The organism is Oryzomonas sagensis (assembly GCF_008802355.1).
GTDB lineage: Bacteria > Desulfobacterota > Desulfuromonadia > Geobacterales > Pseudopelobacteraceae > Oryzomonas > Oryzomonas sagensis.
Genome location: NZ_VZRA01000001.1, coordinates 1,632,581 through 1,655,296, shown reverse-complemented (window position 1 = coordinate 1,655,296; position 22,716 = coordinate 1,632,581). Strand labels below are relative to the sequence as shown.

Genomic DNA, 22,716 nt, shown 5'->3' with positions numbered 1-22,716 from the left:
AAAACCAACCAAACGGTCGTCTACCTAATTCAAAAATATTTTTTTAGGATACTGTATACACTTAAGAAGTGTCGTAGTTATACCAAAGCCTTGACAAAAAGCAACAAAAATTTTATGGGCGCGCTAGCGAGAGAGAATCACCAGTTCTTCACTCGAATAGGTCAATTGTTTGAGTCCCTCATCGCTGATATAGAAGGTATTTTCGATACCGACCGCCCCCTCTCCCGGAAAGACCACCTTGGGTTCAAAGGCAAAGGCCATCCCCACCTGGAACGTCATGTCCTTGAATCCGCGGGCAATAAAGGGATATTCATCGATCTCGACCCCCAGGCCATGGCCGATGAAGGAAACCTGTGAGCCTTTGGCTCCCATGAAACTGTCGGCATACCCCATCTCCACCGCCAGGGAGTGGCACCGGTCGTACACCTCACCCCACGGGGCGCCAACAACGACGATGCGCTTCATCAACTCCTGCACCCGGAGCATGTCGTCGTATCCCTTGCGCAGGCGGTCGGAGAGGCCGCCAAGGGAAAAGATACGGGTCTGGTCCACCAGATAGCCGTCAAAGCTCCCGGCAAAATCGACAATGATCGGCTCGTTGCGGCCGATCGGCTTGTAGCTCGCGCCCTGGCCGAAACAGGGACTGGGCCCCACACCGCCGAAGGGGGTGTCGGTATAGGCCGGTACGGCGCTATCCGTGCCGGAAAAGGTGTGCCCGAAGAGCATCTCCCCGTTAAAGACCCGCATGCGTATCAGCCCCAGGTGACCGTTCAAGCGAGCCGTATGTTCGAGCTCGGCCGCCAATTCCAGGTCGCTCATCCCCTCGCGGAGCACATCCCGCACCCGACGCGTCACCTTGTCCACCTGGTCGGCCGCGTCCTTCATCAGATGGATCTCGTAGTGGCTTTTGATCATGCGCACCAGGCGGATCAGCGGCGTGGCGTCGCTGAAGTGCGCATTGGGGAAGACCTTGCGATAGCGCTCGAAAAGAGCGACCGGCAGCACATCGAACTCCATGCCGATCTTCTTCGGCTCGGGATAACCGTAGCCGGCCGCCAACTGGGGGATGTCCCTGGGAGAACCGAAGGGCAACACCTCTTTCAGCCCCGACTCCATGCGCGCCCTGGCTGCGTCGCGGCGCACGAGGTACAGCGGCTGTCCATGGGCGGGGACGTAGAGGCAGCCGCTCTGGACGGTGCCGGTGAAATAAAAGAGGTCGGCATTCTGGGCGATGATAATGGCATCCAATCCCTCGGCGGCCATATGATTTTGCAGCATTTTGCAGCGGTATTCCAACTCGGTGGCAGGGGTTAAACGCATGAATCCTCCATAACCGCGCATGGCGCCGACATATCTCAACGGCCATTCCAGCGTGGGGGACCTGCTCCCCCGGAAACGGCATAGCCGGTGCGACGGCTGTAGGAATTTTACACATGAGCGGGAAATATGCAAGCGGGAGAGCCCCTGCCTCCTTTTGGGCAGCCGTTCGGGAGGCAGGCCGAAATGGCGTTTTTTTGCCTTCATACGGCATTTCCGTGCCGCCAAATTAATTTTTTATAACACAAAAACAATTTTCTTGACTTACGTCATTTTTTGCTCAAGGATTCACGGAAAAAAGACAAAGCGAATCGTATATATCTTTTACTGGTTCTTGATATCTGGATTGGGGCGCAAACCCCAAATAACCACATTACGGGGAGGATCAGGCTGATGAGAAGAAGGCTACTAGGAGCGGCAGGGGTTGCGGCGGCGGTAATGATGCTGGGGATGGCAACCATGGCCGGGGCGGCGGATGATTATCAGAAGTTCGGCGTGCGGGTCAGGGCGATTTACGTCAAGCCGGACGAATCGTTCGACGGCAAGCTGAGCGGAGCACACGCCAAGGTAAGTGATGACATCATTCCTGAGTTGGACCTGGAATACTTTGTTCTGAAGCAGGTGTCCACGGAGCTAATCGCCGGGGTTACCAGGAACGATATCAAGATCAATGGCCAATTCCAAGGGTCGACATGGCTGCTCCCCCCCACCTTGACCGTAAAATACCATCCGTTGGCCGGCAATCTGATAAGCCCCTACATCGGTTTTGGTCTGAACGTAACCTTACCCTTCAACTCCAGACTCAACGGCGACAAAAGCTTCAGTATCGACAATAGTGTCGGCTGGGCTGCCCAGGCAGGCGCCGACATCAAAATAAAGGACAATCTCTACTTCAACATCGACTACAAATACATCAACGCCGACACCAAGGTTAAGATCGCCGGCAACAAGTACGACCTCGACCTCAACCCGCACCTCTTCGGCATCGGCGTCGGCTACCGTTTCTAAGCACAACCCAAATCACGCACCACGAGAAAAGGCGGGGGAATTGTGTCCCCCGCCTTGTTCCGTTCACCTTTGGTCTCTCGCATTTCGGTTGCGCATGCAGGGGACAAGCCTCGTTTCACAATCAGCCCGCCTCCCGCTTGCTCTCCGGTTCCGCCATCTCGTATTCGGCCCGCCGCTGGCGCTCCAGCTTGCGCCGGCGCTTGCCCCCCAGAAACAGCTCCTCGACCACAATGGCGATGAAGCAAATCACGAACAGCAGAAAAACGATGCCGATAAGTTTTTGTAATATCATATCACGCTACCCTGCCCTGCCGAAATCCCACCGGTAAACGGACCGCCCGATCAATCCGCCCATTCCGCCGACGCTACGCCGTCTCGCCGGCATCCTCCAATTGCAACTCCTTGATGGCCATCTCCCGCAGCTTGAACTTTTGGATCTTGCCCGAGGCGGTCATGGGATACCCGTCCACAAACTTGACATACTTGGGAACCTTGTAGTTGGCGATCCGCCCCTTGCAAAATTCCCGGACCTCCGCCTCGGTCATCTCCAGCCCCTTCTTGAGGATAATGGCCGCCATCACCTGTTCGCCGTACTTGCGGTCGGGCACGCCATAGACCTGGACATCGGAAACCTTGGGATGGGTATAGAGGAACTCCTCGATCTCCCGGGGGTAGATATTCTCCCCTCCCCTGATGATCATCTGCTTGATCCGTCCGGTGATCTTGCAGTAGCCGTTCTCGTCCATTATGGCCAGGTCGCCGGTATGCAGCCAGCCGTCGGCGTCGATCACCTTGGCGGTTTCTTCCGGCATCTTGTAATAGCCCTTCATGACCATATATCCACGACCGCACAGCTCGCCCTGCTTGCCGGGCGGCAGGGCGGCCCCGGTTTCGATATCGACGATCTTGACCTCGGCACCCGGCAGAGCCCGGCCGACCGTGGCCACCCTCAGTTCGATCGGGTCGTCGGTGCGGGTCTGGGTAATGCCGGGTGAGGATTCGGTCTGCCCGTAGACGCTGGTGATCTCGGTCAGGTTCATGTCCTTCACCGCCCGTTTCATCACCTCGATGGGGCAGACCGAACCGGCCATGATGCCGGTGCGCAGGGTACTGAGATCGAACGTGGAAAATTCCGGATGTTCCATTTCGGCAATGAACATGGTCGGCACGCCATGGAGCGCCGTGCACCTCTCCTGCTGGACCGTCTGCAGCACCTTGAGCGGATTGAAGATCTCCACCGGCACCATGGTCGAACCATGGGTGACGCAGGCCATGACCCCCAGCACGCAGCCGAAGCAGTGGAAAAACGGCACGGTGATGCAGAGGCGGTCCTTTTCGGTGAACTTCATGCATTCGCCGATGTTGAAACCGTTGTTGACGAGGTTGAAGTGGGTCAGCATGACCCCCTTGGGAAAGCCGGTCGTGCCGGAGGTGTACTGCATATTGATCACGTCATGGCAGTCAAGGGTCGCCTCGACGGCGTTCAGTTCGGCATCGGATAGCCGCTGTCCGGCCTCGGCCATCGCCTCGAAAGTGATCATCCCCCCCGGGGGCTGGTCGCCGATAAAGACCACATTCTTGAGATAGGGCAGCTTCGGGCACGACAGCCGGCCCGGCTCTGCGGCCTGAAGTTCCGGCACCACGTCGTACACGGTTTGTACGTAATCGGTATCCTTGAAGGACTTGACCATGAAGAGCGTGGTGGAATCGGACTGGTTAAGGATATAGTCGAGCTCGGCCGATTTGTAGGCGGTATTGACCGTTACCAGCACGGCGCCGATCTTGGCCGTGGCGAACTGGAGTATGACCCACTCGGGGACGTTGTAGGCCCAGATGGCAACCTTGTCGCCTTTTTTGACCCCGAGTGCGAGCAGCCCTTTGGCGACCCGTCGGCAGACCTCGTTGAATTCCCTGTAGTTGTAACGCAGACCCCGCTCGGGATGGACCAGGGCGTCGTTTTCCGGAAAACGCCGCGCCATGTCGTCCAGGAGCCCACCTACCGTTAGAGTGATTTGCTGTGACATCACCGCCTCCACATCAAAAGAAAATTTGCTCGCGCAAAATCATATGCAATTTAACATATTGATTTTAAAGAACTGTTTTAATAGCACAGCCAAACATGCGCGTCAAGATGCAAAAGAGCGGGAAACAGAGGGATTATCGGGCTGGAGGGTGAAATAGAACGTGGCGCCTTTTTGGGGTTCGCCTTCGGCCCAGATCCTGCCGCCGTGACGATTGACGATGCGTTGCACCGTCGCCAGGCCGATGCCGTTTCCCGCAAACTGCCCGGGATCGTGCAAACGGGTGAACACGCGGAAGAGCCGGTCCACGTCCTTCATGTCGAAACCGGCACCCGTGTCGCTGATGAAGAAAACCGGAACAGGACCGTTATGCAGCGCGCCGAACTCGATCCGGGGAGCGGTGCTGTGAGCGGTATACTTCCAGGCATTGCCGAACAGGTTGGTCAGCAGTACCTTCAAGAGTCGCAGGTCGCCGACGACGGTCAGGCCGGGGGCGATGACCACTTCGGGCCTCCGCTCCGGTTCCGCAGCCCTGAAATCGATCGACAGACTCTCGACGATCGCGCTGAGATCGACCTGCTGGGGCTGGAATTCGCTACGGGCCAGCTGGGCCAGCCTGAGCATGGCATCGATCATCTCGTTCAGCCAGCAACTGGATTCGTAGATCCGGGTTACGTACGACCGGGTCTGGGAATCGAGCGTTGCCTCATCCTCCAGTATCAGCTGGCTGTACCCGGAAATACGCGTAAGTGGGCCGCGCAAGTCATGGGATACCGAATAATTGAAGGACTCCAGCTCGCTGTTGGCAGCTTCCAGGCCGTTGGCCTGACGGGCAAGCTCGGTGTTCAACTGGCGAATCTGCTCCATGTACATATGGTCGGTTTCCTCCGCCAGCTTGCGGGAGGTGATGTCCCGATCGAACCCGAGGATGTAATTCTTGCCGTTCAGCCTGACCGGGCCGGCATGCACCTCGAGGGGGAAACGCGCCCCATCCCTCCTGAAGTGCCACACCTCGAAGGTTATCCACTGGCCGCTGAAAATGCGCTCCATCCAATCCGCGGCGGCCTCGTTGGACTCGGGGGCATTGAGATCATGAATGCTCATGCCGCACAGCTCTTCAACCGTATAACCGTGCTGGATGGTCGAGGCCTTGTTGGCGGCAATGATCCTGCCGCACTCATCCCCCTCCGTACCGATCAGCAAGATGCTGTCCGGCGCCCGTTCGAACAGGATGCGATACTGTTCTTCCCGCTCCCGCAGGGTAACTTCGGCCCGCTCCAGCGAATCCAGCATACCGTTGATGGTCAAGGCCAGACCGTCCAGTTCGTCGTTGTGCTCCGTGACCTTCAGGCGTGAGGAGATATCGCCGTCGCTGCTGATCTGCCGGACAGTGGCGCTGAGAATCCCAAGGCGTTTAAGGACCGTCTCCCGGACAAAAAACAGCATCACGCAGCAGAAAACAAAGCCGGCAATGCACAGGGCGGCCAGGATATAGGTAATGCTTGCCTTCCCCTGCTGGTACAACAGGCGCCGTTCGGTCAACTTGGCGATGAAAAGCGGCTGCCCGTCGATATCGTTGAACAGGGCATAGCCCGCGATACGCGACTCGTCAAGCGGAACCGCATGAAAGGGCGCCCCGTCGCCCAGACCGGCAAGCGCTTCCTTGAAGTCGGCCGGCAGCCCTTCATCCCGAATCTGCCGGATTTCAAGGGCAAACTCGTTGATGTCGGACAATTGGGCGATCTCTTCCCGGTCGATATTCCTGCCCACAAGCAGGACGCCTCCGCCGGCACGAGGCATGACGACGACCTGGTGCAAACGCGCGCCGTTACGGATGGCCCCCTTCAGATGCCGGTCCTTGCCCCTTATGGCAAAAAGTGCGGTTTTGCCGAGACATCGCACAAGTCCCTCATCAAGATCGGCCGGCCTGCGGTAATGATAATCCGCCGACTTGGCCGAAAGCAGTTCTCCGGCAGCGTTGTACACGGCGACGAAATCCACATGATGGTTGACCAGCGAGTCGGCATCCAACGCGCCGATTTCACTCGCGCCCCCCCTCTGCGCCAGTGCGGCGTAATCCCGGGCGCACGACTCCATGTCGTCGAGGCTCTCCCGTATTTCATACTTCAATTTGGCGATGCTTTCGCCGAGCAGTTTGTTTTCGAGTTTGGCAAAGCTGTTGAGCAGAATGAAGTCGGAGGTTATGGCCAGGATAAAGACCAGCCCGATAAAGGTGCTGACGATGACGAGGATTGTCTTGCGGGAAATATTCATTGCGACCCGAGGCGCGCAGGCGCCGCCCGTACACACTTGTGTAGTTAAACAACTCAAAATCGGCAAAAACGAAGCACTCCACGCCGAACGCCATGAAACCGCGGCAGGGTCGGGCGGGGAGACAACCGGCAAATTCCCCACTATTTCAAGGGGTAATAATACTCATGGTCCCACCTTAGCCGCAACTGTTTTTTCGGGCACAATGGTTGCTTAAGCAAATAGTTCGCTGTCAGCCCATGAGCTTTCGGCATGCCGATGACAGCGGCCGCGCGCCCCGTTCTGCGCAGGAACCCGGTCTGTACCGGAGGAGGTAGAAAGTGCTTTATAAATCCGTCAACGAATCATTCAACGAGTTCGTGATCGAACGTAGCGACCCCAAGTGCATCCGCTGCAAGGTATGCGTCCGCCAGTGTGCTTACGAGGTTCACAGCTACGTGGAAACCGATGACCGCGTGGCAGAAGACAATACGCTCTGTATCGGTTGCCGCCGCTGTTCGGCGCTCTGCCCCACCGGCGCCATCACCATCCGTTCCAATCAGGAGACGTTCAAAAAGAACGAGTCCTGGTCCGCAGCCCATATCCGCAACGTGTATGCCCAGGCCGATACCGGCGGCATCCTGCTGACAGCCATGGGCAACCCGGCCAAGTATCCTATCTACTGGGACCACCTGCTTCTGGACGCATCGCAGGTAACCAACCCTTCCATCGATCCGCTTCGCGAGCCGATGGAACTGCGCACCTATCTGGGCAAAAAACCTGACCGTATCGAAGTCGTCCACAACGAGAAAACCGGGAAGCCGGAGCTGGAGACCAAACTATCCCCCCAGCTCACCCTGGAGTATCCTTTCATCTTTTCGGCCATGAGCTACGGCGCCCTGAACCTGAACGCCCATCGCGCCATGGCCGCGGCAGCCCAGGAACTGGGCACGATCTACAATACCGGCGAGGGCGGCCTGCACAAGGATCTCTTCAAATACGGCAAAAACGTCATCGTTCAGGTGGCCTCGGGCCGTTTCGGCGTCAGCGAACACTACCTGAATGCCGGGGTCGGCATCGAGATCAAGATCGGCCAGGGTGCCAAACCGGGTATCGGCGGTCATCTGCCGGGCGAAAAGGTCGATGACCAGATATCCGAGACCCGCATGATCCCTATGGGCTCCGACGCTATCTCGCCGGCGCCGCACCACGACATCTACTCCATCGAAGACCTGCGCCAGTTGATCTACGCCCTGAAAGAGGCCACCAACTACACCAAGCCGGTGTCGGTCAAGATCGCCGCCGTGCACCACATAGCCGCCATCGCCTCGGGCGTGGCCCGGGCCGGCGCCGACATCATCACCATCGACGGGTTCCGCGGCGGTACGGGCGCCGCACCGCAGGTAATCCGCGACAACGTGGGCATCCCCATGGAACTGGCCCTGGCGGCGGTAGACTCCCGGTTGCGGGATGAAGGTATCCGTAATCAGGTGTCCATCGTGGTCGGCGGCGGCGTACGCAATTCCGGCGACGCCATCAAGGCCATCGCCCTGGGCGCCGACGCCATCAACCTGGGGACCTCCGCCCTGCTGGCCATGGGCTGCACTCTGTGCCAGCGCTGCTACACCGGCAAGTGCCCCTGGGGGATCACCACCAACAACCCCTACCTGGCCAAACGCCTCAACCCGGAGATCGGCGCCGAGAAGCTGGTGAACCTGGTCCACGCCTGGGGGCACGAGATGAAGGAGATTCTGGGCGGCATGGGGTTGAACGCCTTGGAGTCGCTGCGCGGCAACCGTTACAAACTGCGTGCCGTCGGGTTGACGGAGAAGGATATGAACTTGCTCGGCGTCATGCCGGCTGGAGAATAGACCATGAAACGAATCTACACCATTGAAGATGCCTGCATCGGCTGCCACCTGTGCGAGGTGGGCTGCGTCACCGAGCATTCCCTCTCGAAAGACCCGGTCAAGGCCTTTCTCCACGAGCCGGAACGTCCCATTTCCCGCTGTACGGTGGAGGAGCTGCACGGCGGGATCATCTCCCTTTCGACCACCTGCCGGCACTGCGACGAGCCGGACTGTCTGCGGGCGTGCATCTCGGGCGCCATCCAGAAAAATGCCGAAGGGGTCGTGCGCATCGACACCGAACAGTGCGTGGGATGCTGGTCATGCGTGATGGCCTGCCCTTATGGCGCCATCCAGCGCAACCTCAAGAAGAAAAAGGCCAACAAGTGCGACCTCTGCCCGGACAGGAAGTCGCCGGCCTGCGTTGACGCCTGCCCCAACCGGGCACTCGTGTACAGGGAGGGGAGCCAGAAATGAACTACGTAATCGTCGGCAACTCCGTAGCTGCCGTGGGCGCTATCCGCGCCATCCGCGAGCGGGACCAGCAGGGCAATATCACGGTCATATCGCGGGAAAAGCATAATGTCTATGGCCGGCCACTGATCTCCTACCTGTTGGGCGGCCTGATCAACGAGAAACGCATGGCCTATCTGCCGGATGACTTCTACGCCCAAAACCGCATCAATCTGCTGCTGGCATCGGAAGTCGTAGGGGTGGATACCAAGGCCAAGAAGGTCAAACTGGCCGGCGGCGACGCCATCGCCTACGACAAGCTCCTGCTGGCCACCGGCGGCGACCCGTTCATCCCACCCATCGAAGGGATGTCCGGCAAGGACCGCATCTTCACCTTCACTACTTGGGAAGACGCTGCCAAGCTGAAAGGCATCGCCCCGGACATCAACCGCGCCGTGGTCATCGGCGGCGGCCTGATCGGCCTCAAGGCTGCCGAGGGGCTGAACCTGCTGGACAAGTCGGTGACCGTCGTCGAGCTGGCCGACCGGGTCCTTTCCTCGGCCTTCGACCGGCCGGCCGGCAAAATCGTGGCCCGCAAGATGAAGGCCAACGGCATCGACGTCATCACCGAGGACACGGTCGTCCGTATCGAAGGGGACGGGGCGGAGATCAGCGGCGTAACCCTCAAGTCGGGTGACTTCATTCCCTGTGATACCGTTGTCGTGGCCATCGGCGTACGCCCGGCTGCAACCTTCCTCAAGGGGAGCGGCATCGAGGTCAACCGCGGCATCGTGGTGGATGCGACGATGCAGACCTCCGGCAAGGATATCTATGCCGCCGGCGATGTGGCCGAGGCGGCCGACTTCTTCAGCGGGCAGAAGAACCCCATGCCGATCTGGCCCGACGCCTACATTCAGGGAGACATCGCCGGTGCCGCCATGGCCGGCGGGACGAAGGAATATGCGGGGGGCCTGGCCATGAACTCCATCGAGTTCTTCAAGGTCTCCACCATCTCCATGGGGGTCACCAACCCCAAGGACCCGGCCCAGTATGAGATCCATACCTATCAGGACATCCAGAATTACCAGTACCGCAAGGTCGTGTTGCAGGACAACCTCCTGGTGGGCGCGGTGCTGGTGGGAAACGTCGACCGGGCCGGCATCTTCTCCGGCCTGATCCGGGAAAAGGTCGACATGACCCCCTTCAGGGAGAGCCTGCTCACACCTGATTTCGGATTCCTCCAGCTCTCCAAGGAGATCAGGAACAGACTTTTCGCGCCCCAGGGAAAAGTGGCCGATAACGGGCGCGCCGCGCGGGCGGCGGGACATTAAGCAGGCTATTGAAAAACCTCTAAGAGGACCATCTATGAAACCACAACCTACCCACATCTTCCAGAAAGACATTTCCAACTGCGGCCTGACCGGCTTCATCTCCAAAAAGGGGACCCGGGTCGAAGGCTCGGTGATCATCAAATCCATCTCGCTCATGCACGACCGGGGCAACGGGTTGGGAGGCGGTTTCGGCGCCTACGGCATCTATCCGGAGTTCAAGGAGTTCTACGCCTTTCACCTCATGTACGAGAACGCCATGGCCCTGCAACTGGCCGAGGAATATCTGGATGCGAACTTCCACATCGAACTGCAGGAAGATATTCCGACCCGCCGCACCAGGGCGATCGCCAATCCTCCGGTGTTCAAGCGCTATTTCGTCACCCCTCTGGAGACCGACGAGTACCGGGAAGCGGTGGAATACCAGGGCATGACCGACTCGGACATCATCGTCCGCCACGTCATGGCCATTAACCACGAGATCGAAGGGGCCTTTGTGGTTTCCTCCGGCAAAAACATGGGCGCTTTCAAGGGGGTCGGTTTTCCCGAAGAGATCGCCGAGTTTTTCCGCCTCGAGGAGTACAGCGGCCATATCTGGACCGCCCACAACCGTTTTCCCACCAATACCCCCGGCTGGTGGGGCGGCGCACACCCCTTCACCCTTTTGGACTGGTCCATCGTCCACAATGGCGAAATTTCGTCCTACGGCATCAACAAGCGCTACCTGGAGATGTACGGCTACCTGTGCACCATGCTGACCGACACCGAGGTGGTGGCCTACACGCTCGACCTGCTGATCCGCAAGCACGGGCTGTCGCCCGCACTGGCCTGCACCGCCCTGGCGCCCCCCTTCTGGTCGCTGATCGATCAGCTCCCCCAGAACGAGCGGGATCTCTATACCGCCATCCGCCAGATTTACGGCAGCGCCCTCTTAAACGGACCGTTCGCCATCCTGTTCGCCAGCAACAAGGGGCTGATCGGGCTCAATGACCGGGTCAAGCTGCGGCCGCTCGTCTGCGCCGAAAAGGACGACTTCGTCTACATGGCCTCCGAAGAGTCGGCCATCCGCGAGATATGCCCCGCTCCTGCCCGCATCTGGACGCCGCGGGGGGGAGAGCCGGTCATCGCCATGGTGGAAGGAAACGTTTAGCGGTTGTTGAAAAACAGCCATCTCGCCGCCATCCTCGAAGGCCCTTTCGTGCGGCGTAGCGCTGCTACGCCTCCTCAGGGCCTTCTCCGGGTGCGACGATCTGACTATTTTTGAACAACCTGGGTTTTTCAACGGCCTGTTAAGGAGCTTATATGAAGATAAACGCGCAGGGAATCTACTACCGGGATCTCAACACCACCATACGCGAGGCGGTGCTGGCCGGTACGGACCAGATCGAGTTGAACAACGTCAACGGCCAGTACTTCATCGGCGACGGCATCAACAAGCCGGTGACCATCACCATCAACGGCGTCCCGGGTAACGATCTGGCCGCATTCATGAACGGCGCAACCATCATCGTGAACGAGAACGGCCAGGACAATATCGGCAACACCATGAACGCCGGCAAGGTCATCGTCCACGGTCACGCCGGCGACGTCCTGGGCTACGGCATGCGCGGCGGCAGGATCCACATCAGGAAGGATGTGGGGTACCGGGTCGGCATCCACATGAAGTCCTACCAGGAAAACAAGCCGGTGCTGATTGCCGGCGGCAAGGCGGGCGACTTCTTCGGCGAATACATGGCCGGCGGCGTGCTGATCCTCCTGGGCATGTTCACCGACGACCCGGCAAAGGACAAGCATGGCTATCTGTTCGGCACCGGCATGCACGGCGGCGTGATCTACGTGCGCGGCGGCGTGGATGAGTCCCGCCTGGCCAAGGAGGTCGGCGTTTTCGAGTTGGACGACCATGATCGAGCGGAGTTGGAAGGATACGTCGCCGAGTTTTGCCGGGATTTCAAACTCGATGTACACGAGGTGCTCAAGGAGCGGTTCGTCAAGGTGCTGCCCCGCAGCAAGCGCCCCTACGGCAACATGTACTGTCCCATGCCCAGGTAATTCGCTTCACGATTCGATCCGCGCCACAAAAAACCCCCGCCAAGCACCATTGGCGGGGTTTTTCCGTTCCATTGCCATATTTCCGGGGGACAAGGCCATCGGGCCATCCCCTTGGCGGCAATCAGCCGACGGTAACCGGCCGGCTGACGACTGCCCGCCCTGCCCCCTGCCCTTCCCCGCTTCAGACCCCCAACTCCCTCAGTACAATGGCCGTTTCCGGCTGTCGGTCCAACCAGGCGGCCAGACCTTCCACTGCCGCCGCCTGGTCGGAGGCGGCCTCATGGGGCCAGACGCCAAGCACCGGCGCTCCGCACAGGGAACCGATATAATGGGGCGCGCTCCGTTCGGCCAGGTCCGGCTCTTTGGGAAAATTGTCGATGATGACCCCGGAGACCGGAATACCCATCTGTTGGGCGGCAAAGCAGGTCAGCACGGTATGGTTGACGGTCCCCAGATTGGGGCGCGCCACCACCAGCAGCGGCAGGTCCAGCTCCCGTGCCAGATCCGCCATGAGGAATCCGCCGACCAGCGGCACCATCAGTCCTCCGGCCCCCTCCACGATCACGAAGTCGTACGCCGCTGTCAGACGATCAAAGGATTCCCGAATCCGGGCGAATTCGATCGCGATGCCGTCGATCTTTGCCGCCTCGGCAGGGGCCAGCGGCTCCCGGAGCAGGTAGGGGGTAACGTCCCCGCTGCAGGAGATGCCCGCGGCCTGGCACGTGAGAAGTGCGTCATCGGAGACCAGCTCTCCCTCCACCTCCCGGCAGCCGCTGGTCACCGGTTTCATGACGCCGACGCGGATGCCCCGCATCCGCAGGAGCCGCGCCAAGACGGCGGTCACGATGGTCTTGCCCACGCCGGTATCGGTGCCGGTTACAAATATGCCTTTACCCATGACGACTCCCTGATTCAATGGAATATAAATCCATGCCGAGATCACCCGAATCCTGAAAAAACGGCCGCACGGAGCACGCACATGGGCGCGGCGGAACGGCGGCGACTCTTCCGGCGAGCCCCTGGCTCAAGAACACCCGCAGGGCGCAACGGTCAGCCCGAGGTCAGCCACCATCTGGCGGTCAAGGGCAGGATTCCGGCCGGCCTTGGTCAGATAATTGCCGGTCATCATCCCGCTGGCGCCGGCCATGAAGATCCACGACTGCAACTCGCGCAGGTTTTTCTCGCGGCCGCCGCAAACCGTTATCTGCCGGTCGGGCAAGAGAAAGCGGTACACGGCGATGGTCCTGAGGCACTCCAGCGGCGTCAGGAAGTCCGCATGCTCAAGGCGGGTGCCTTCCACCGGGTCGAGGAAATTGACCGGGATGGAATCCACCCCCAGTTCGCGCAGCGTCAGGGCCATCTCGACGCGCTGGGCAAAGGTCTCCCCCAGCCCGAAGATGCCGCCGCAGCAGACCTTGAGGCCGGCGCGCTTGGCGGCCCGGACCGTGTCCACATCCTGCTCGTAATCATGGGTGCTGCAGATGTTCGGGAAAAAACTGCGCGCGGTTTCCAGGTTGTGGTGATAGGTCACCATGCCCGAATCCCTGAGAAGGCAGGCGGTCTCATAATCGATGATCCCCAGAGAGCACGACGGCGCAATGCCCGCTTCCCGGCGAATGCGCTCCAGGGTGCGGCAGATCCGCTCCAGTTCATCCCTGTTCCCGATCCCCGTGCCGCTGGTGATGATGCCGTAGCAGGAAGCGCCGTGCTGCTCGGCGCTTTTGGCGCAACTGATCATCTGCTCCTCGTCCACAAGCGGATACGCCGCGGCCTGGGTCGAATGGTGGGCGGACTGGGCGCAAAATGCGCAGTCCTCGGGGCAGGTTCCCGATTTGGCGTTGATGATCGAACAGAGCGTTACCGCCCTGCCGACAAAATGTTCCCGAATGCGGCCCGCCTCGGCCAGCAACCGGTAGAACTCAGCCCCCTCGACATCTCCAAGGCGCACGGCGTCGTCGCGATCAAGACGATAACCCGAGATCACAGAGTCGGCCAGCTTTTGCATAGTATCTTTCATGATTCCTCCTCTGCGTGCAATATCACGACTCATCGCCATTGTCAACCACAGCTCCACGCTACGTTTACTATCAGTCGACCAAAGAGCAATATTTATTGCACCTGCCACATTGTTTTCATAGGGGAGTATCTCCTTTCTGGCACACGCTTCTGTCGTATTTCTCTGACCAGCTTGCAACTATCGTTGCACAAGGGCCGCAGACACCTTCTGACTCACCCTGATAAAATATAATAAATTCAGACATATACATATAAATTTCCGTTCGGTATACATAGTGCATTACTTCTCGCAAAAATTCGCATAGAGCCACAAATGCTGCTGTGCAATCCCCGTGGTTCATCGCAACACGGTGCGATGAACCACGACCGGCAGGGAGTACCTCCAGGTATATTGCGACGTACTATTTAATTTTTATTATATATATCAAATTGTTATGAATGTGCTACCTCCTATTTTCAAGCATCATCAGTATTGTAGATCATGCAACCTGCATCTCATGAAATGANCCCCCCCCCCCCCCCCCCCCCCCCCCCCCCCACGACCGGCAGGGAGTACCTCCAGGTATATTGCGACGTACTATTTAATTTTTATTATATATATCAAATTGTTATGAATGTGCTACCTCCTATTTTCAAGCATCATCAGTATTGTAGATCATGCAACCTGCATCTCATGAAATGAACGGGGGACCACCGATGAAAAAACTTGCCGTCACGCTCTCAACACTCCTTATCGCCTGCTCGGCATTTGCCGGGGAAGCCCCCAAAACAGAGGAACAAAAGACACTGTATGCCCTCGGCCTGCTCGTGTCCCGCTCGCTGGCCGCCTTCAGCCTCACCCCGGCAGAGGTGGAGATCGTCAAACAGGGACTTACCGATGGCGCAAACGGCCTGAGCCCGCAGGTCGATCCGGGCGTTTACAGCGGCAAGGTCCAGGAACTGGCCAGGGCGCGCCGCAAGCTTCAAGGCGAAAAGCTGGCGGCCGTCAACAAGGATTTTCTCGATAAGGCGGCCAGGGAACAAGGCGCCGTCAGGAGCGATTCGGGGCTGGTGTACCTTTCGCTGAAAGAGGGGACCGGAGCAGGCCCGGGCCCCACCGATACGGTTAAGGTGCATTATCGCGGCACCTTGCCCGACGGCAGAGAATTCGACAGTTCGTACAAGCGCGGCAAGCCCACCGAACTCCGTCTGGATGGTGTCATCAGATGCTGGACCGAGGGGGTGCAAAAGATGAAGGCCGGCGGCAGGGCAAAGCTTGTATGCCCGTCCAGTATCGCTTACGGAGATGCCGGTGCGGGTGACCTGATCCTGCCGGGTGCCACCCTGGTATTCGAGGTCGAATTGCTTGAGGTGAGAAAATAAGGGATAGGCACAACTATGACGCGAACACAGGTGACATTGACCATAGCCCTGGTCCTGTCGGGATTTACGACAGCCCACGCCTCGGATACTTGCAGGGTCACAGAGTACCCGGACCGTATCGAGGCGAGCTGCATGGGAAATCCTGCTCCCGCTCCGGCACCACCGGAGGCGTCTGCGGCTCCCGTTGCCGCTCCGACGGTCGAAGCGGTTCCGAAAGAGCCGGCCGCCGTCGTGTCTTCAGTGCCCTCTGCCCATAGTGGATTTGCGGAACCGGCCCCGGACAGCCCCTTGCCACAAACGACCGGTGGTCGTCAGCAGCGGCGCATGGCGACAGACACCATGGAGAACGCCAAGGCGGCGCGCCTCCAGAAGATAATGAACAGCAGGCCATGACGAAACCATTACGAGCAGAAAGTGAGTTTTCCATGCCGCACGCATCGTTCTTGCCCCCATTTCTGCTGGCCCTGACGGGAATATGCCTCATTGCGGCCCCATCCCGTGGTGAAGAACGGCAACGGTTCAACTCCCCCGGCGACAAAATCCAGTACGCCATAGGGGTTGAGGTTGCCAGGAATTTCAAAAATCAGGGACTGGAATTGAATCTGGATCTGGTTACGAAAGGCATGCGGGACGCATTGTCCGGCGAAAAACTCCTTGTTTCGGAAAAGGAGCTTCGAAGCATCCTGATCTCTGTTCAGAGCGACATACGGCGAAAACAGTCGCTGGCGAGGCGGGGGGGTGCCGGCGAGAAAAAACCATGAAAGGTCGACCTGTATTTGAGTATTTGAAAAAGACGCGGCGTATCTGGCTTTTCACCATGTAAAGAGAGGGGCATCATGAAAAGAGAACAATTCTGGATGTTGCTACGACTGGTGTTGGTAATTGCCGTTTTCCTCTGGAGCCCCCCACGGGTCCAGGCAGGACCGGGAGGTGGCACCTACTACGCCAACACCCCCTCCGGTGGCCTTTCGGGCACGGCCCTCCGGAAATTTGTCGACAAGCTTCCCGGCTTGGGGCTCCCCAACTGCACCATGAGCAGTCCACCGGGGGTCGGAACCTGCAACGAAAACAACCTGGGAAGCTACATCCCGATTGCCAACAAGGTCACCAGCCCGACATTTCCGCCAACAACGGCAACGGACGGGGTGACCGCCATACCCGCTTCCGACTATTATGAGATCGGGCTCGTGGAGTACTCCCAGAAGATGCACTCCGACCTGCCGAAAAAGACCAGGCTGCGCGGCTACCGCGACCTCAACGCCAGCTTCGCCAACATGTCCACCCAGTATCTGGGCCCAATGATCATCGCCCAGCGGGATGTGCCGGTCCGCGTCAGGTTCAGGAACCTGCTCCCCACGGGCAATGCCGGCAAACTGTTCATCCCGGTGGATACGAGCCTGATGGGCGCCGGACGGGGCCCGGCGGTTACCACGTCCGCAATCGCCAGCACGATCGGCGCCACGGTCCCCGCATTCACCAATTACAGCGGCAACTACACCCAAAACCGCGCCACGCTCCACCTCCATGGCGGCAACTCCCCCTGGATCAGCGACGGCACCCCCCACCAGTGGACGGTGCCGGTCAACGAGATATCGACCCCCTACCAGAAGGGGGCCTCTGCCCGGGACGTCCCCGACATGGGTAGCACAAACCCGGGAGAACTTACCTTCTACTGGACCAACCAGCAGAGCGGCCGCATGATGTTCTACCACGACCACTCCCTCGGGATAACCCGCCTGAACGTCTATGCCGGCGAGGCGGCCGGCTACCTGATAACCGACCCGGTGGAAGAGGGGCTGATCAACAACGGGACCCTGCCGAACATCTGCCCCGGCGGGGGGACGGCGGTCTGCGAATACCGTTACGGGATTCCCCTGATCATCCAGGACAAGACCTTTGTTCCCAAGAATATAGACACCCAGGACGCCCTCTGGACAAAGAGCTCCAAGGGGGTGGCCAACAATTGGGGCGTCTACGGCGACCTCTGGTTCCCCCATGTCTATGAACGGAACCAGGACCCCACCAGCCCGGGCGGGGCGAACCCCTTCGGGCGCTGGGACTACGGCCCCTGGTTCTGGCCGCCCGTAGCGGTCGCGGCGGACAAGGCGACCCTGCCCGAGCCTTCCACGACACCGGAAGCGTTCATGGACACCATGCTGGTCAACGGCACCGCCTATCCCTACTTGACGGTAGAGCCGAAACCGTACCGGTTCCGCATCCTGAACGCCTCCAACGACCGCATGCTCAACCTGAGCCTCTTCGTCGCGGATCCCAACGATCCCCTGGGCACGGAAGTAAAGATGGTGGCGGCCGCCCCCACGCCGTCATTTCCGGCCGGGCCGTTCCCGGATGTGGCTGTCTGGCCCACCGACGGCAGGGCCGGCGGCGTGCCGGACCCGACCACCATGGGACCGAATATCATCCAGATCGGCAACGAGAGCGGCATTCTGCCCAACCCGGTCGTTCACCCCAACCAGCCGGTCAACTACAACTATAACCGCCGCGACATCGTGGTTCTGAACGTCCAGGAAAAGAACCTCTTCCTGGGGTCTGCGGTGCGTGCCGATGTGATCATCGACTTTTCCGACCCGAAATACATCGGCAAGAACATTATTCTCTACAACGACGCCCCGGCGCCGGTCCCGGCCTTCGATACGCGTATCGACTACTACACCGGCAATCCGGACCAGACCACCAGCGGCGGCGCCCCCTCGACCCTGCGCGGGTACGGCCCCAATACCCGCACGGTCATGCAGTTCCGGGTGGCGGGCGCACCGCAGCCGAATCCCAACCTGCTGGCCAACCTCAAAGCGGCCCTGCCGGCAGCTTTCAAGGCCAGCCAGCCTGCGCCCCTGATCCCCGAGCCGACCTATCCCGTGGCGGCGTGGGGCGTTACCGCGCCGACGGAGCAATACGCCAAGATCCAGGATTATGCCATTACCCTGAATCCGCTGAATCGCGACTACACCGCGAGCACCATACCGGTGACCATCCCCTTCCAGCCCAAGGCCATCCAGGAGTTGTGGGACCCCTACGGGCGCATGAACGCCACCCTGGGGATCGAACTCCCCTTCACCACCCAGCTCAACCAGACGACCATCCCCATGGGGTACGCCGAACCGGCCACGGAGCGGATCGTGGACGGGCATCCCCAGATCTGGAAGATAACCCATAACGGTGTCGATACCCACCCGGTGCACTTCCACATGTTCGACGTGCAGGTCCTGAACCGGGTCGGCTGGGACGGCGCCATCCGTCCGCCGGACGAAAACGAACTGGGCTGGAACGAGACCGTCCGCATGAATCCGCTGGAGGACATCATCGTCGCCCTGCGGCCCAAGGCGCAGGCGTTGCCCAACGCTTGGGTGGGCTTGAATACGGACCCCACTGCCGCCGGCCTGCCTCTTCCCAGAAGCAATCGCCTCATCGACCCGACCATGGCCCTCCACGCCCCTATCGCAACGACCGATATCGGCAATCTCGGCCAGGGGGGCACACCGGTCGCCGGTCTTGCCGTAAACGTACCCAACGATCCCACGGACTACGGTTACGAATACGTCTGGCACTGCCATATCCTCGGTCATGAGGAAAACGACTTCATGCGACCGGTCATATTCAGCGTATCCTCGGCGCCCCCGCTTTCTCCGAGCGGCCTCGTCGCCAGCATTGGTGGGGTTCAAGTACAGGGTCTGCCGAACTATGTCACCACCTACACCAATCCGAACATCAACCAGATCGTGCTCCAGTGGACCGACAGCGCACCTGTTTCCACGCCCAGCCGTTTCCAGGTGTTTCGCGCTTCCGGCGCCGGTCCTTACACGTATCCCACAGGTTTCACCGCATTGGCGGAGGTATCCTATTTGCCGGGTTATCCGCCGATCTATACCGATACCACGGTGAATCCGGGGACGACATACACCTATGCCGTCATCTCCCTGAACGACTACTCAACGCCGAACAACCCATCGAGCGCCACACAGAGCTCACCGGTCACCACGGCCACCTGGACCGCCGCCACCGGTGTGACCATCACCGACGGCAAGCCGGTGGGGCATGTGGTCGGCACCAATGTTTCGTTCACCGCCGCCGGTACGGGCGCGACATCGGGCAATCCGGCCCTGGCCGTGGTCTACCAGTACCGTTTCCTGCTCAACGGGGTCGAGGTACAGCCTTTCGGCACCAACGACATGTGGACCCTGCCTGATACCGCAGCCGTGGGCAGTTACACCATCACGGTCGAAGCCCGCACCAGCGCAGGGCAGAACCCGGTTGCCACCGCGACCATTACCCATGTGGTCAACAATCCGCCCAGTCCGCCGGTAACGGTTGCCAGCCCGGTCCCCGCCGTCTATTCGGCGGCTCCGGTGGTGGTGTCCCTGACCGCAACGACCAACGCGCCGCCGGCGACCATCTACTACACCCTGGACGGCAGCACGCCCACGACGGCGATGCCTCCCTACACCGGGCCGATCACGCTGACCCAGACCACCACCATCAACTACTTTGCCGTCGACGTCAACGGCACGGCCGAAGCGGTCCACACCGACACCTGGTACATCCATGTGCCGGACCTGGTGGCCACCATGCAGATCAACAACGGCGCGACCCTGACCAAGACCCTGGCCGTTACCCTCAATCTGAACGCCTATGACCCGGTGGGCGTCGCCACCATGGAATTCTCCAACGACGGCACCAACTGGAGCGGCGAGGAGCCCTACGCGACCACCAAGACCTGGACTCTTCTTACGGGCAGCGACGGACCGCGCACGGTCTATGCCCGTTTCCGCGACAAGTCGTTGCCCACCGGTGTCCAGTATCCTCCGATCACCGCCGCCGTCACCCTGGATACGACCCCGCCGGTCACCACGCCGAGCCCGGTTCCCGGCACTTACACCAATGGCAGCTCGCTTGCGGTCACCCTGACGGCAAACGAGACCGCCACCATCTACTACACCGCCGACGGCACCACACCGACTACGGGCTCCCTGGTCTATGCAGCCCCGATTCAGATCAATACCGCCGCCGGTTCGTCAACCACTATCAAATACTTTGCCATTGACAGCGCCGGCAACACGGAATCGGTCAAGAGCGGCACCTGGAACATGGCGACGATCGACCTGGTCGCCAGCGCCCAGATCAACAACGGGGCCAGTTGGACGTCGACCCCCAATGTCACGCTGACGCTGAAGGCCTTCGATCCAACGGGGATTGCCAGTTACGAACTCTCCAACGACGGCTCAACCTGGTCCGGGCCGTTCGCCTCGCCGGACATGACCGCGGGCGTCACCGTAACCATGACGCCAAGCTGGACCTTGACCAGCGGCGAGGGGTTGAAGACCGTGTACGTGAGATTCACCGACACCAATCTGGGGGGCGGCACGACCTATCCCCCTATCACGGCCTCGATCCTCCTAGGCAACAAGGATGGCCTGCTGCCGGGCACCAGCGGCTACCTGGCCAGCGCCCTGAAGGCGCTCCACATCGCCACCGGTTTCGCGTCGCCCACCCCGATGGACCTCGTTCATGCCGACGTTGCTCCCTACAAAGACGGAGCGGCAAAACCGGACGGCAAAATCGACCTGCTTGACGTCTACGCCATCCTACTCCGCAGCCTTGGCCTGATAGCAACGTTCTAGTGATACGCAGGCAGGCCTCCGAAAAGGAGGCCTGCCTTACACGACACCAAACCAGGGGAGTTCTTCTATGAAAAAATATGTGACGACAACAATGATCAGCGTTTTTTTCGCTCTAACACTTGCCGGATGCGGAGGAGGAGGGGGCGGTGGCGGTTCTGTAACGAAAGCGACCACCAAAGCCTACCTGTTCGGCAATATGACATCCACCAGCACAGTGGTAACCATCCAGACAACGATGAATGTGCCCAGTGGAGTCTTGGTGAATTACTCATCGACTCCTGGCGCCACGACGGGCCTTTGCCCGCTTCGCAAAGGGGTCATCGTGCCATCCGGACCGGTCCTGGCTTCGTCGTCTGATTTCAATTTGAGCTCCTACGATATCGGCAGCAGGGTGCTGACCATCTCTATGGTGAATAACGGCAGGGTGCCGCTGAAAAGCAGTACGACCGCCAACACCGGCACTGGAGTCGAGTTTGCGACCATCAACTTTACCCTCGCCACGGCAGGCGCCGTTCCTGCGTCCATGCCTTTAGTTGACCCCGCGCCGACAGTCGGGCAGGAACTCCCGGGTCCCATCTTGAGCCTCTTACCCGGCAGCAAAATCAACTTTGCGACAACATATCAATAACCGACGCTCCATACGCCCAGGGACAAAAGTGCTTTACAAGAAAGCTGGTAACGGGGCGCACATCCGTTACCAGCTTTGCTCTGAAACAAACGGCGGCAGGTGAAGATACGCTGAATTTCGTTGCCATCAATTCCGCCCTAAGCTATGCTCATACCTAACAAATTTCATCCGGCAGAAAGAGACAAGCCATGACTCGACATATCGGACGTATCCTTGTGGCGGCAACCTTGATCCTGGCAAGCGCTTCGCTTTCCCTGGGGGCGTCCATGACCGTCGCTTCCTCGGGTAACGGCGTCTATACCATCCAGGGAAACAGCATGGATGGCGTGTCGGGTATCGAGATGACCCTGAAATACGACACAGCGGCCCTGGCATCGCCGGCGGTCACCCAGGGAAGTCTCATTTCCGGTGCAATGATGGCAGCCAACACCAACGTTGCCGGGTCTATCAGAATCATCGTCGTCAGCAGCGCATCGTTTTCAGGCAGCGGCACGATCGCCACCATCACCTTTGGGACCCATCGGGGAACAAGCACCCCTTCTATAGCCTCCTCCAACCTGATCAACAGCAGTGGGAGCGCTGTAAGCAATTCTACCGGCACTGGCAGTAGTGATAGCGGCAGTGGTGACAGCGGCAGTAGCAGTAGTGGTGGTGGTAGTGGTGGTGGTGGTGGTAGTGGTGGTAGTGGTGGTAGTGGTGGTAGTGGTGGTAGTGGTGGTAGTGGTGGTAGTGGTGGTAGTGGTGGTAGTGGTGGTAGTGGTGGTAGTGGTGGTAGTGGTGGTAGTGGTGGTAGTGGTGGTA

Annotated in this window: 18 protein-coding genes and 1 pseudogene; 12 read left to right on the top strand and 7 right to left on the bottom strand. The window is 59.6% G+C overall.

Going from position 1 to position 22,716, the window contains the following annotated elements; all coding sequences use genetic code 11:
* Positions 1-123: 123 nt before the first annotated feature.
* Positions 124-1,320 carry a M24 family metallopeptidase gene (locus F6V30_RS07660; protein ID WP_151156313.1) on the bottom strand — a complete coding sequence of 399 codons (1,197 nt, stop codon included), beginning with the start codon at positions 1,318-1,320 and terminating at the stop codon, positions 124-126.
* A gap of 390 nt (positions 1,321-1,710) precedes the next feature.
* On the opposite strand from F6V30_RS07660, the gene F6V30_RS07655 reads away from it, so the two are divergent.
* Positions 1,711-2,325 carry an OmpW/AlkL family protein gene (locus F6V30_RS07655; RefSeq protein ID WP_151156312.1) on the top strand — a complete coding sequence of 205 codons (615 nt, stop codon included), beginning with the start codon at positions 1,711-1,713 and terminating at the stop codon, positions 2,323-2,325.
* Between the two features lie 121 nt (positions 2,326-2,446).
* Here F6V30_RS07655 and F6V30_RS17035 read toward each other — a convergent pair whose 3' ends face one another.
* The 3 genes from F6V30_RS17035 to F6V30_RS07645 all read right to left on the bottom strand — a co-directional run bounded on the left by F6V30_RS17035 (position 2,447) and on the right by F6V30_RS07645 (position 6,620).
* Entirely contained in the window at positions 2,447-2,617 is a 171-nt protein-coding gene (locus tag F6V30_RS17035) for a hypothetical protein (RefSeq protein ID WP_191965616.1), read from the bottom strand.
* A gap of 73 nt (positions 2,618-2,690) precedes the next feature.
* On the bottom strand, positions 2,691-4,349 hold the full coding sequence (locus tag F6V30_RS07650; protein ID WP_151156311.1) for an AMP-binding protein: 1,659 nt from the start codon (positions 4,347-4,349) through the stop codon (positions 2,691-2,693).
* 102 nt (positions 4,350-4,451) lie between these two features.
* Positions 4,452-6,620 (bottom strand): PAS domain S-box protein, encoded by a 2,169-nt coding sequence (locus F6V30_RS07645; RefSeq protein WP_151156310.1) that lies wholly within the window; start codon positions 6,618-6,620, stop codon positions 4,452-4,454.
* 317 nt (positions 6,621-6,937) lie between these two features.
* Here F6V30_RS07645 and F6V30_RS07640 point away from each other — a divergent pair, with 317 nt between their 5' ends.
* The 5 genes from F6V30_RS07640 (at position 6,938) to F6V30_RS07620 (ending at position 12,273) form a co-directional block, all read left to right on the top strand.
* Positions 6,938-8,467, top strand: a complete 1,530-nt coding sequence (locus F6V30_RS07640; RefSeq protein WP_151156309.1) for a glutamate synthase-related protein — start codon at positions 6,938-6,940, stop codon at positions 8,465-8,467.
* 3 nt (positions 8,468-8,470) lie between these two features.
* Positions 8,471-8,920, top strand: a complete 450-nt coding sequence (locus tag F6V30_RS07635; RefSeq protein WP_149306545.1) for a 4Fe-4S dicluster domain-containing protein — start codon at positions 8,471-8,473, stop codon at positions 8,918-8,920.
* Positions 8,917-10,227, top strand: coding sequence for an NAD(P)/FAD-dependent oxidoreductase (locus tag F6V30_RS07630; RefSeq protein ID WP_151156308.1), 1,311 nt, complete (start codon positions 8,917-8,919; stop codon positions 10,225-10,227). The genes F6V30_RS07635 and F6V30_RS07630 overlap by 4 nt, the downstream gene beginning before the upstream one ends.
* A gap of 34 nt (positions 10,228-10,261) precedes the next feature.
* Positions 10,262-11,374, top strand: coding sequence for a class II glutamine amidotransferase (locus tag F6V30_RS07625; RefSeq protein WP_151156307.1), 1,113 nt, complete (start codon positions 10,262-10,264; stop codon positions 11,372-11,374).
* Between the two features lie 152 nt (positions 11,375-11,526).
* Positions 11,527-12,273 (top strand): GltB/FmdC/FwdC-like GXGXG domain-containing protein, encoded by a 747-nt coding sequence (locus F6V30_RS07620; RefSeq protein WP_151156306.1) that lies wholly within the window; start codon positions 11,527-11,529, stop codon positions 12,271-12,273.
* A gap of 181 nt (positions 12,274-12,454) precedes the next feature.
* Here the strand turns inward: F6V30_RS07620 and bioD are convergent, their stop codons facing one another.
* Together bioD and bioB are read right to left on the bottom strand one after the other, a co-directional pair.
* Positions 12,455-13,171, bottom strand: a complete 717-nt coding sequence (gene bioD, locus F6V30_RS07615) for a dethiobiotin synthase (RefSeq protein WP_151156305.1) — start codon at positions 13,169-13,171, stop codon at positions 12,455-12,457.
* A gap of 126 nt (positions 13,172-13,297) precedes the next feature.
* A complete protein-coding gene (gene bioB, locus F6V30_RS07610; RefSeq protein ID WP_151156304.1) occupies positions 13,298-14,290 on the bottom strand; it encodes a biotin synthase BioB in 993 nt (330 codons plus the stop codon).
* A 695-nt stretch (positions 14,291-14,985) separates the two neighbouring features.
* On the opposite strand from bioB, the gene F6V30_RS07605 reads away from it, so the two are divergent.
* The 6 genes and pseudogenes from F6V30_RS07605 to F6V30_RS17515 form a co-directional block, all read left to right on the top strand.
* The gene (locus F6V30_RS07605; protein WP_151156303.1) at positions 14,986-15,651 is read left to right on the top strand and encodes an FKBP-type peptidyl-prolyl cis-trans isomerase; all 666 of its coding nucleotides are present in this window, start codon (positions 14,986-14,988) and stop codon (positions 15,649-15,651) included.
* 15 nt (positions 15,652-15,666) lie between these two features.
* Positions 15,667-16,044 carry a hypothetical protein gene (locus tag F6V30_RS07600; protein WP_151156302.1) on the top strand — a complete coding sequence of 126 codons (378 nt, stop codon included), beginning with the start codon at positions 15,667-15,669 and terminating at the stop codon, positions 16,042-16,044.
* 32 nt (positions 16,045-16,076) lie between these two features.
* Positions 16,077-16,412: an FKBP-type peptidyl-prolyl cis-trans isomerase N-terminal domain-containing protein gene (locus tag F6V30_RS07595; protein WP_191965601.1), complete on the top strand. Its 336-nt coding sequence runs from the start codon at positions 16,077-16,079 to the stop codon at positions 16,410-16,412.
* Positions 16,413-16,487: 75 nt separating this feature from the next.
* Positions 16,488-21,287 carry a chitobiase/beta-hexosaminidase C-terminal domain-containing protein gene (locus tag F6V30_RS17430; protein WP_151156300.1) on the top strand — a complete coding sequence of 1,600 codons (4,800 nt, stop codon included), beginning with the start codon at positions 16,488-16,490 and terminating at the stop codon, positions 21,285-21,287.
* 67 nt (positions 21,288-21,354) lie between these two features.
* Positions 21,355-21,915, top strand: a complete 561-nt coding sequence (locus tag F6V30_RS07585) for a hypothetical protein (RefSeq protein ID WP_151156299.1) — start codon at positions 21,355-21,357, stop codon at positions 21,913-21,915.
* 188 nt (positions 21,916-22,103) lie between these two features.
* A pseudogene (locus tag F6V30_RS17515) lies at positions 22,104-22,436 on the top strand (cohesin domain-containing protein); the annotation flags it as partial.
* A gap of 70 nt (positions 22,437-22,506) precedes the next feature.
* Here the strand turns inward: F6V30_RS17515 and F6V30_RS17320 are convergent.
* Positions 22,507-22,716: hypothetical protein (locus F6V30_RS17320; protein ID WP_246163309.1), on the bottom strand; the 210-nt coding region annotated here is incomplete at its 5' end.

Excerpts from the sequence above, each read along its gene's own strand:
- F6V30_RS07660 (WP_151156313.1), bottom strand. The coding sequence starts at position 1,320 with ATGCGTTTAACCCCTGCCACCGAGTTGGAATACCGCTGCAAAATGCTG.
- F6V30_RS07655 (WP_151156312.1), top strand. The coding sequence starts at position 1,711 with ATGAGAAGAAGGCTACTAGGAGCGGCAGGGGTTGCGGCGGCGGTAATG.
- F6V30_RS17035 (WP_191965616.1), bottom strand. The coding sequence starts at position 2,617 with ATGATATTACAAAAACTTATCGGCATCGTTTTTCTGCTGTTCGTGATT.
- F6V30_RS07650 (WP_151156311.1), bottom strand. The coding sequence starts at position 4,349 with ATGTCACAGCAAATCACTCTAACGGTAGGTGGGCTCCTGGACGACATG.
- F6V30_RS07645 (WP_151156310.1), bottom strand. The coding sequence starts at position 6,620 with ATGAATATTTCCCGCAAGACAATCCTCGTCATCGTCAGCACCTTTATC.
- F6V30_RS07635 (WP_149306545.1), top strand. The coding sequence starts at position 8,471 with ATGAAACGAATCTACACCATTGAAGATGCCTGCATCGGCTGCCACCTG.
- F6V30_RS07630 (WP_151156308.1), top strand. The coding sequence starts at position 8,917 with ATGAACTACGTAATCGTCGGCAACTCCGTAGCTGCCGTGGGCGCTATC.
- F6V30_RS07625 (WP_151156307.1), top strand. The coding sequence starts at position 10,262 with ATGAAACCACAACCTACCCACATCTTCCAGAAAGACATTTCCAACTGC.
- F6V30_RS07620 (WP_151156306.1), top strand. The coding sequence starts at position 11,527 with ATGAAGATAAACGCGCAGGGAATCTACTACCGGGATCTCAACACCACC.
- bioD (WP_151156305.1), bottom strand. The coding sequence starts at position 13,171 with ATGGGTAAAGGCATATTTGTAACCGGCACCGATACCGGCGTGGGCAAG.
- bioB (WP_151156304.1), bottom strand. The coding sequence starts at position 14,290 with ATGAAAGATACTATGCAAAAGCTGGCCGACTCTGTGATCTCGGGTTAT.
- F6V30_RS07605 (WP_151156303.1), top strand. The coding sequence starts at position 14,986 with ATGAAAAAACTTGCCGTCACGCTCTCAACACTCCTTATCGCCTGCTCG.
- F6V30_RS07600 (WP_151156302.1), top strand. The coding sequence starts at position 15,667 with ATGACGCGAACACAGGTGACATTGACCATAGCCCTGGTCCTGTCGGGA.
- F6V30_RS07595 (WP_191965601.1), top strand. The coding sequence starts at position 16,077 with ATGCCGCACGCATCGTTCTTGCCCCCATTTCTGCTGGCCCTGACGGGA.
- F6V30_RS17430 (WP_151156300.1), top strand. The coding sequence starts at position 16,488 with ATGAAAAGAGAACAATTCTGGATGTTGCTACGACTGGTGTTGGTAATT.
- F6V30_RS07585 (WP_151156299.1), top strand. The coding sequence starts at position 21,355 with ATGAAAAAATATGTGACGACAACAATGATCAGCGTTTTTTTCGCTCTA.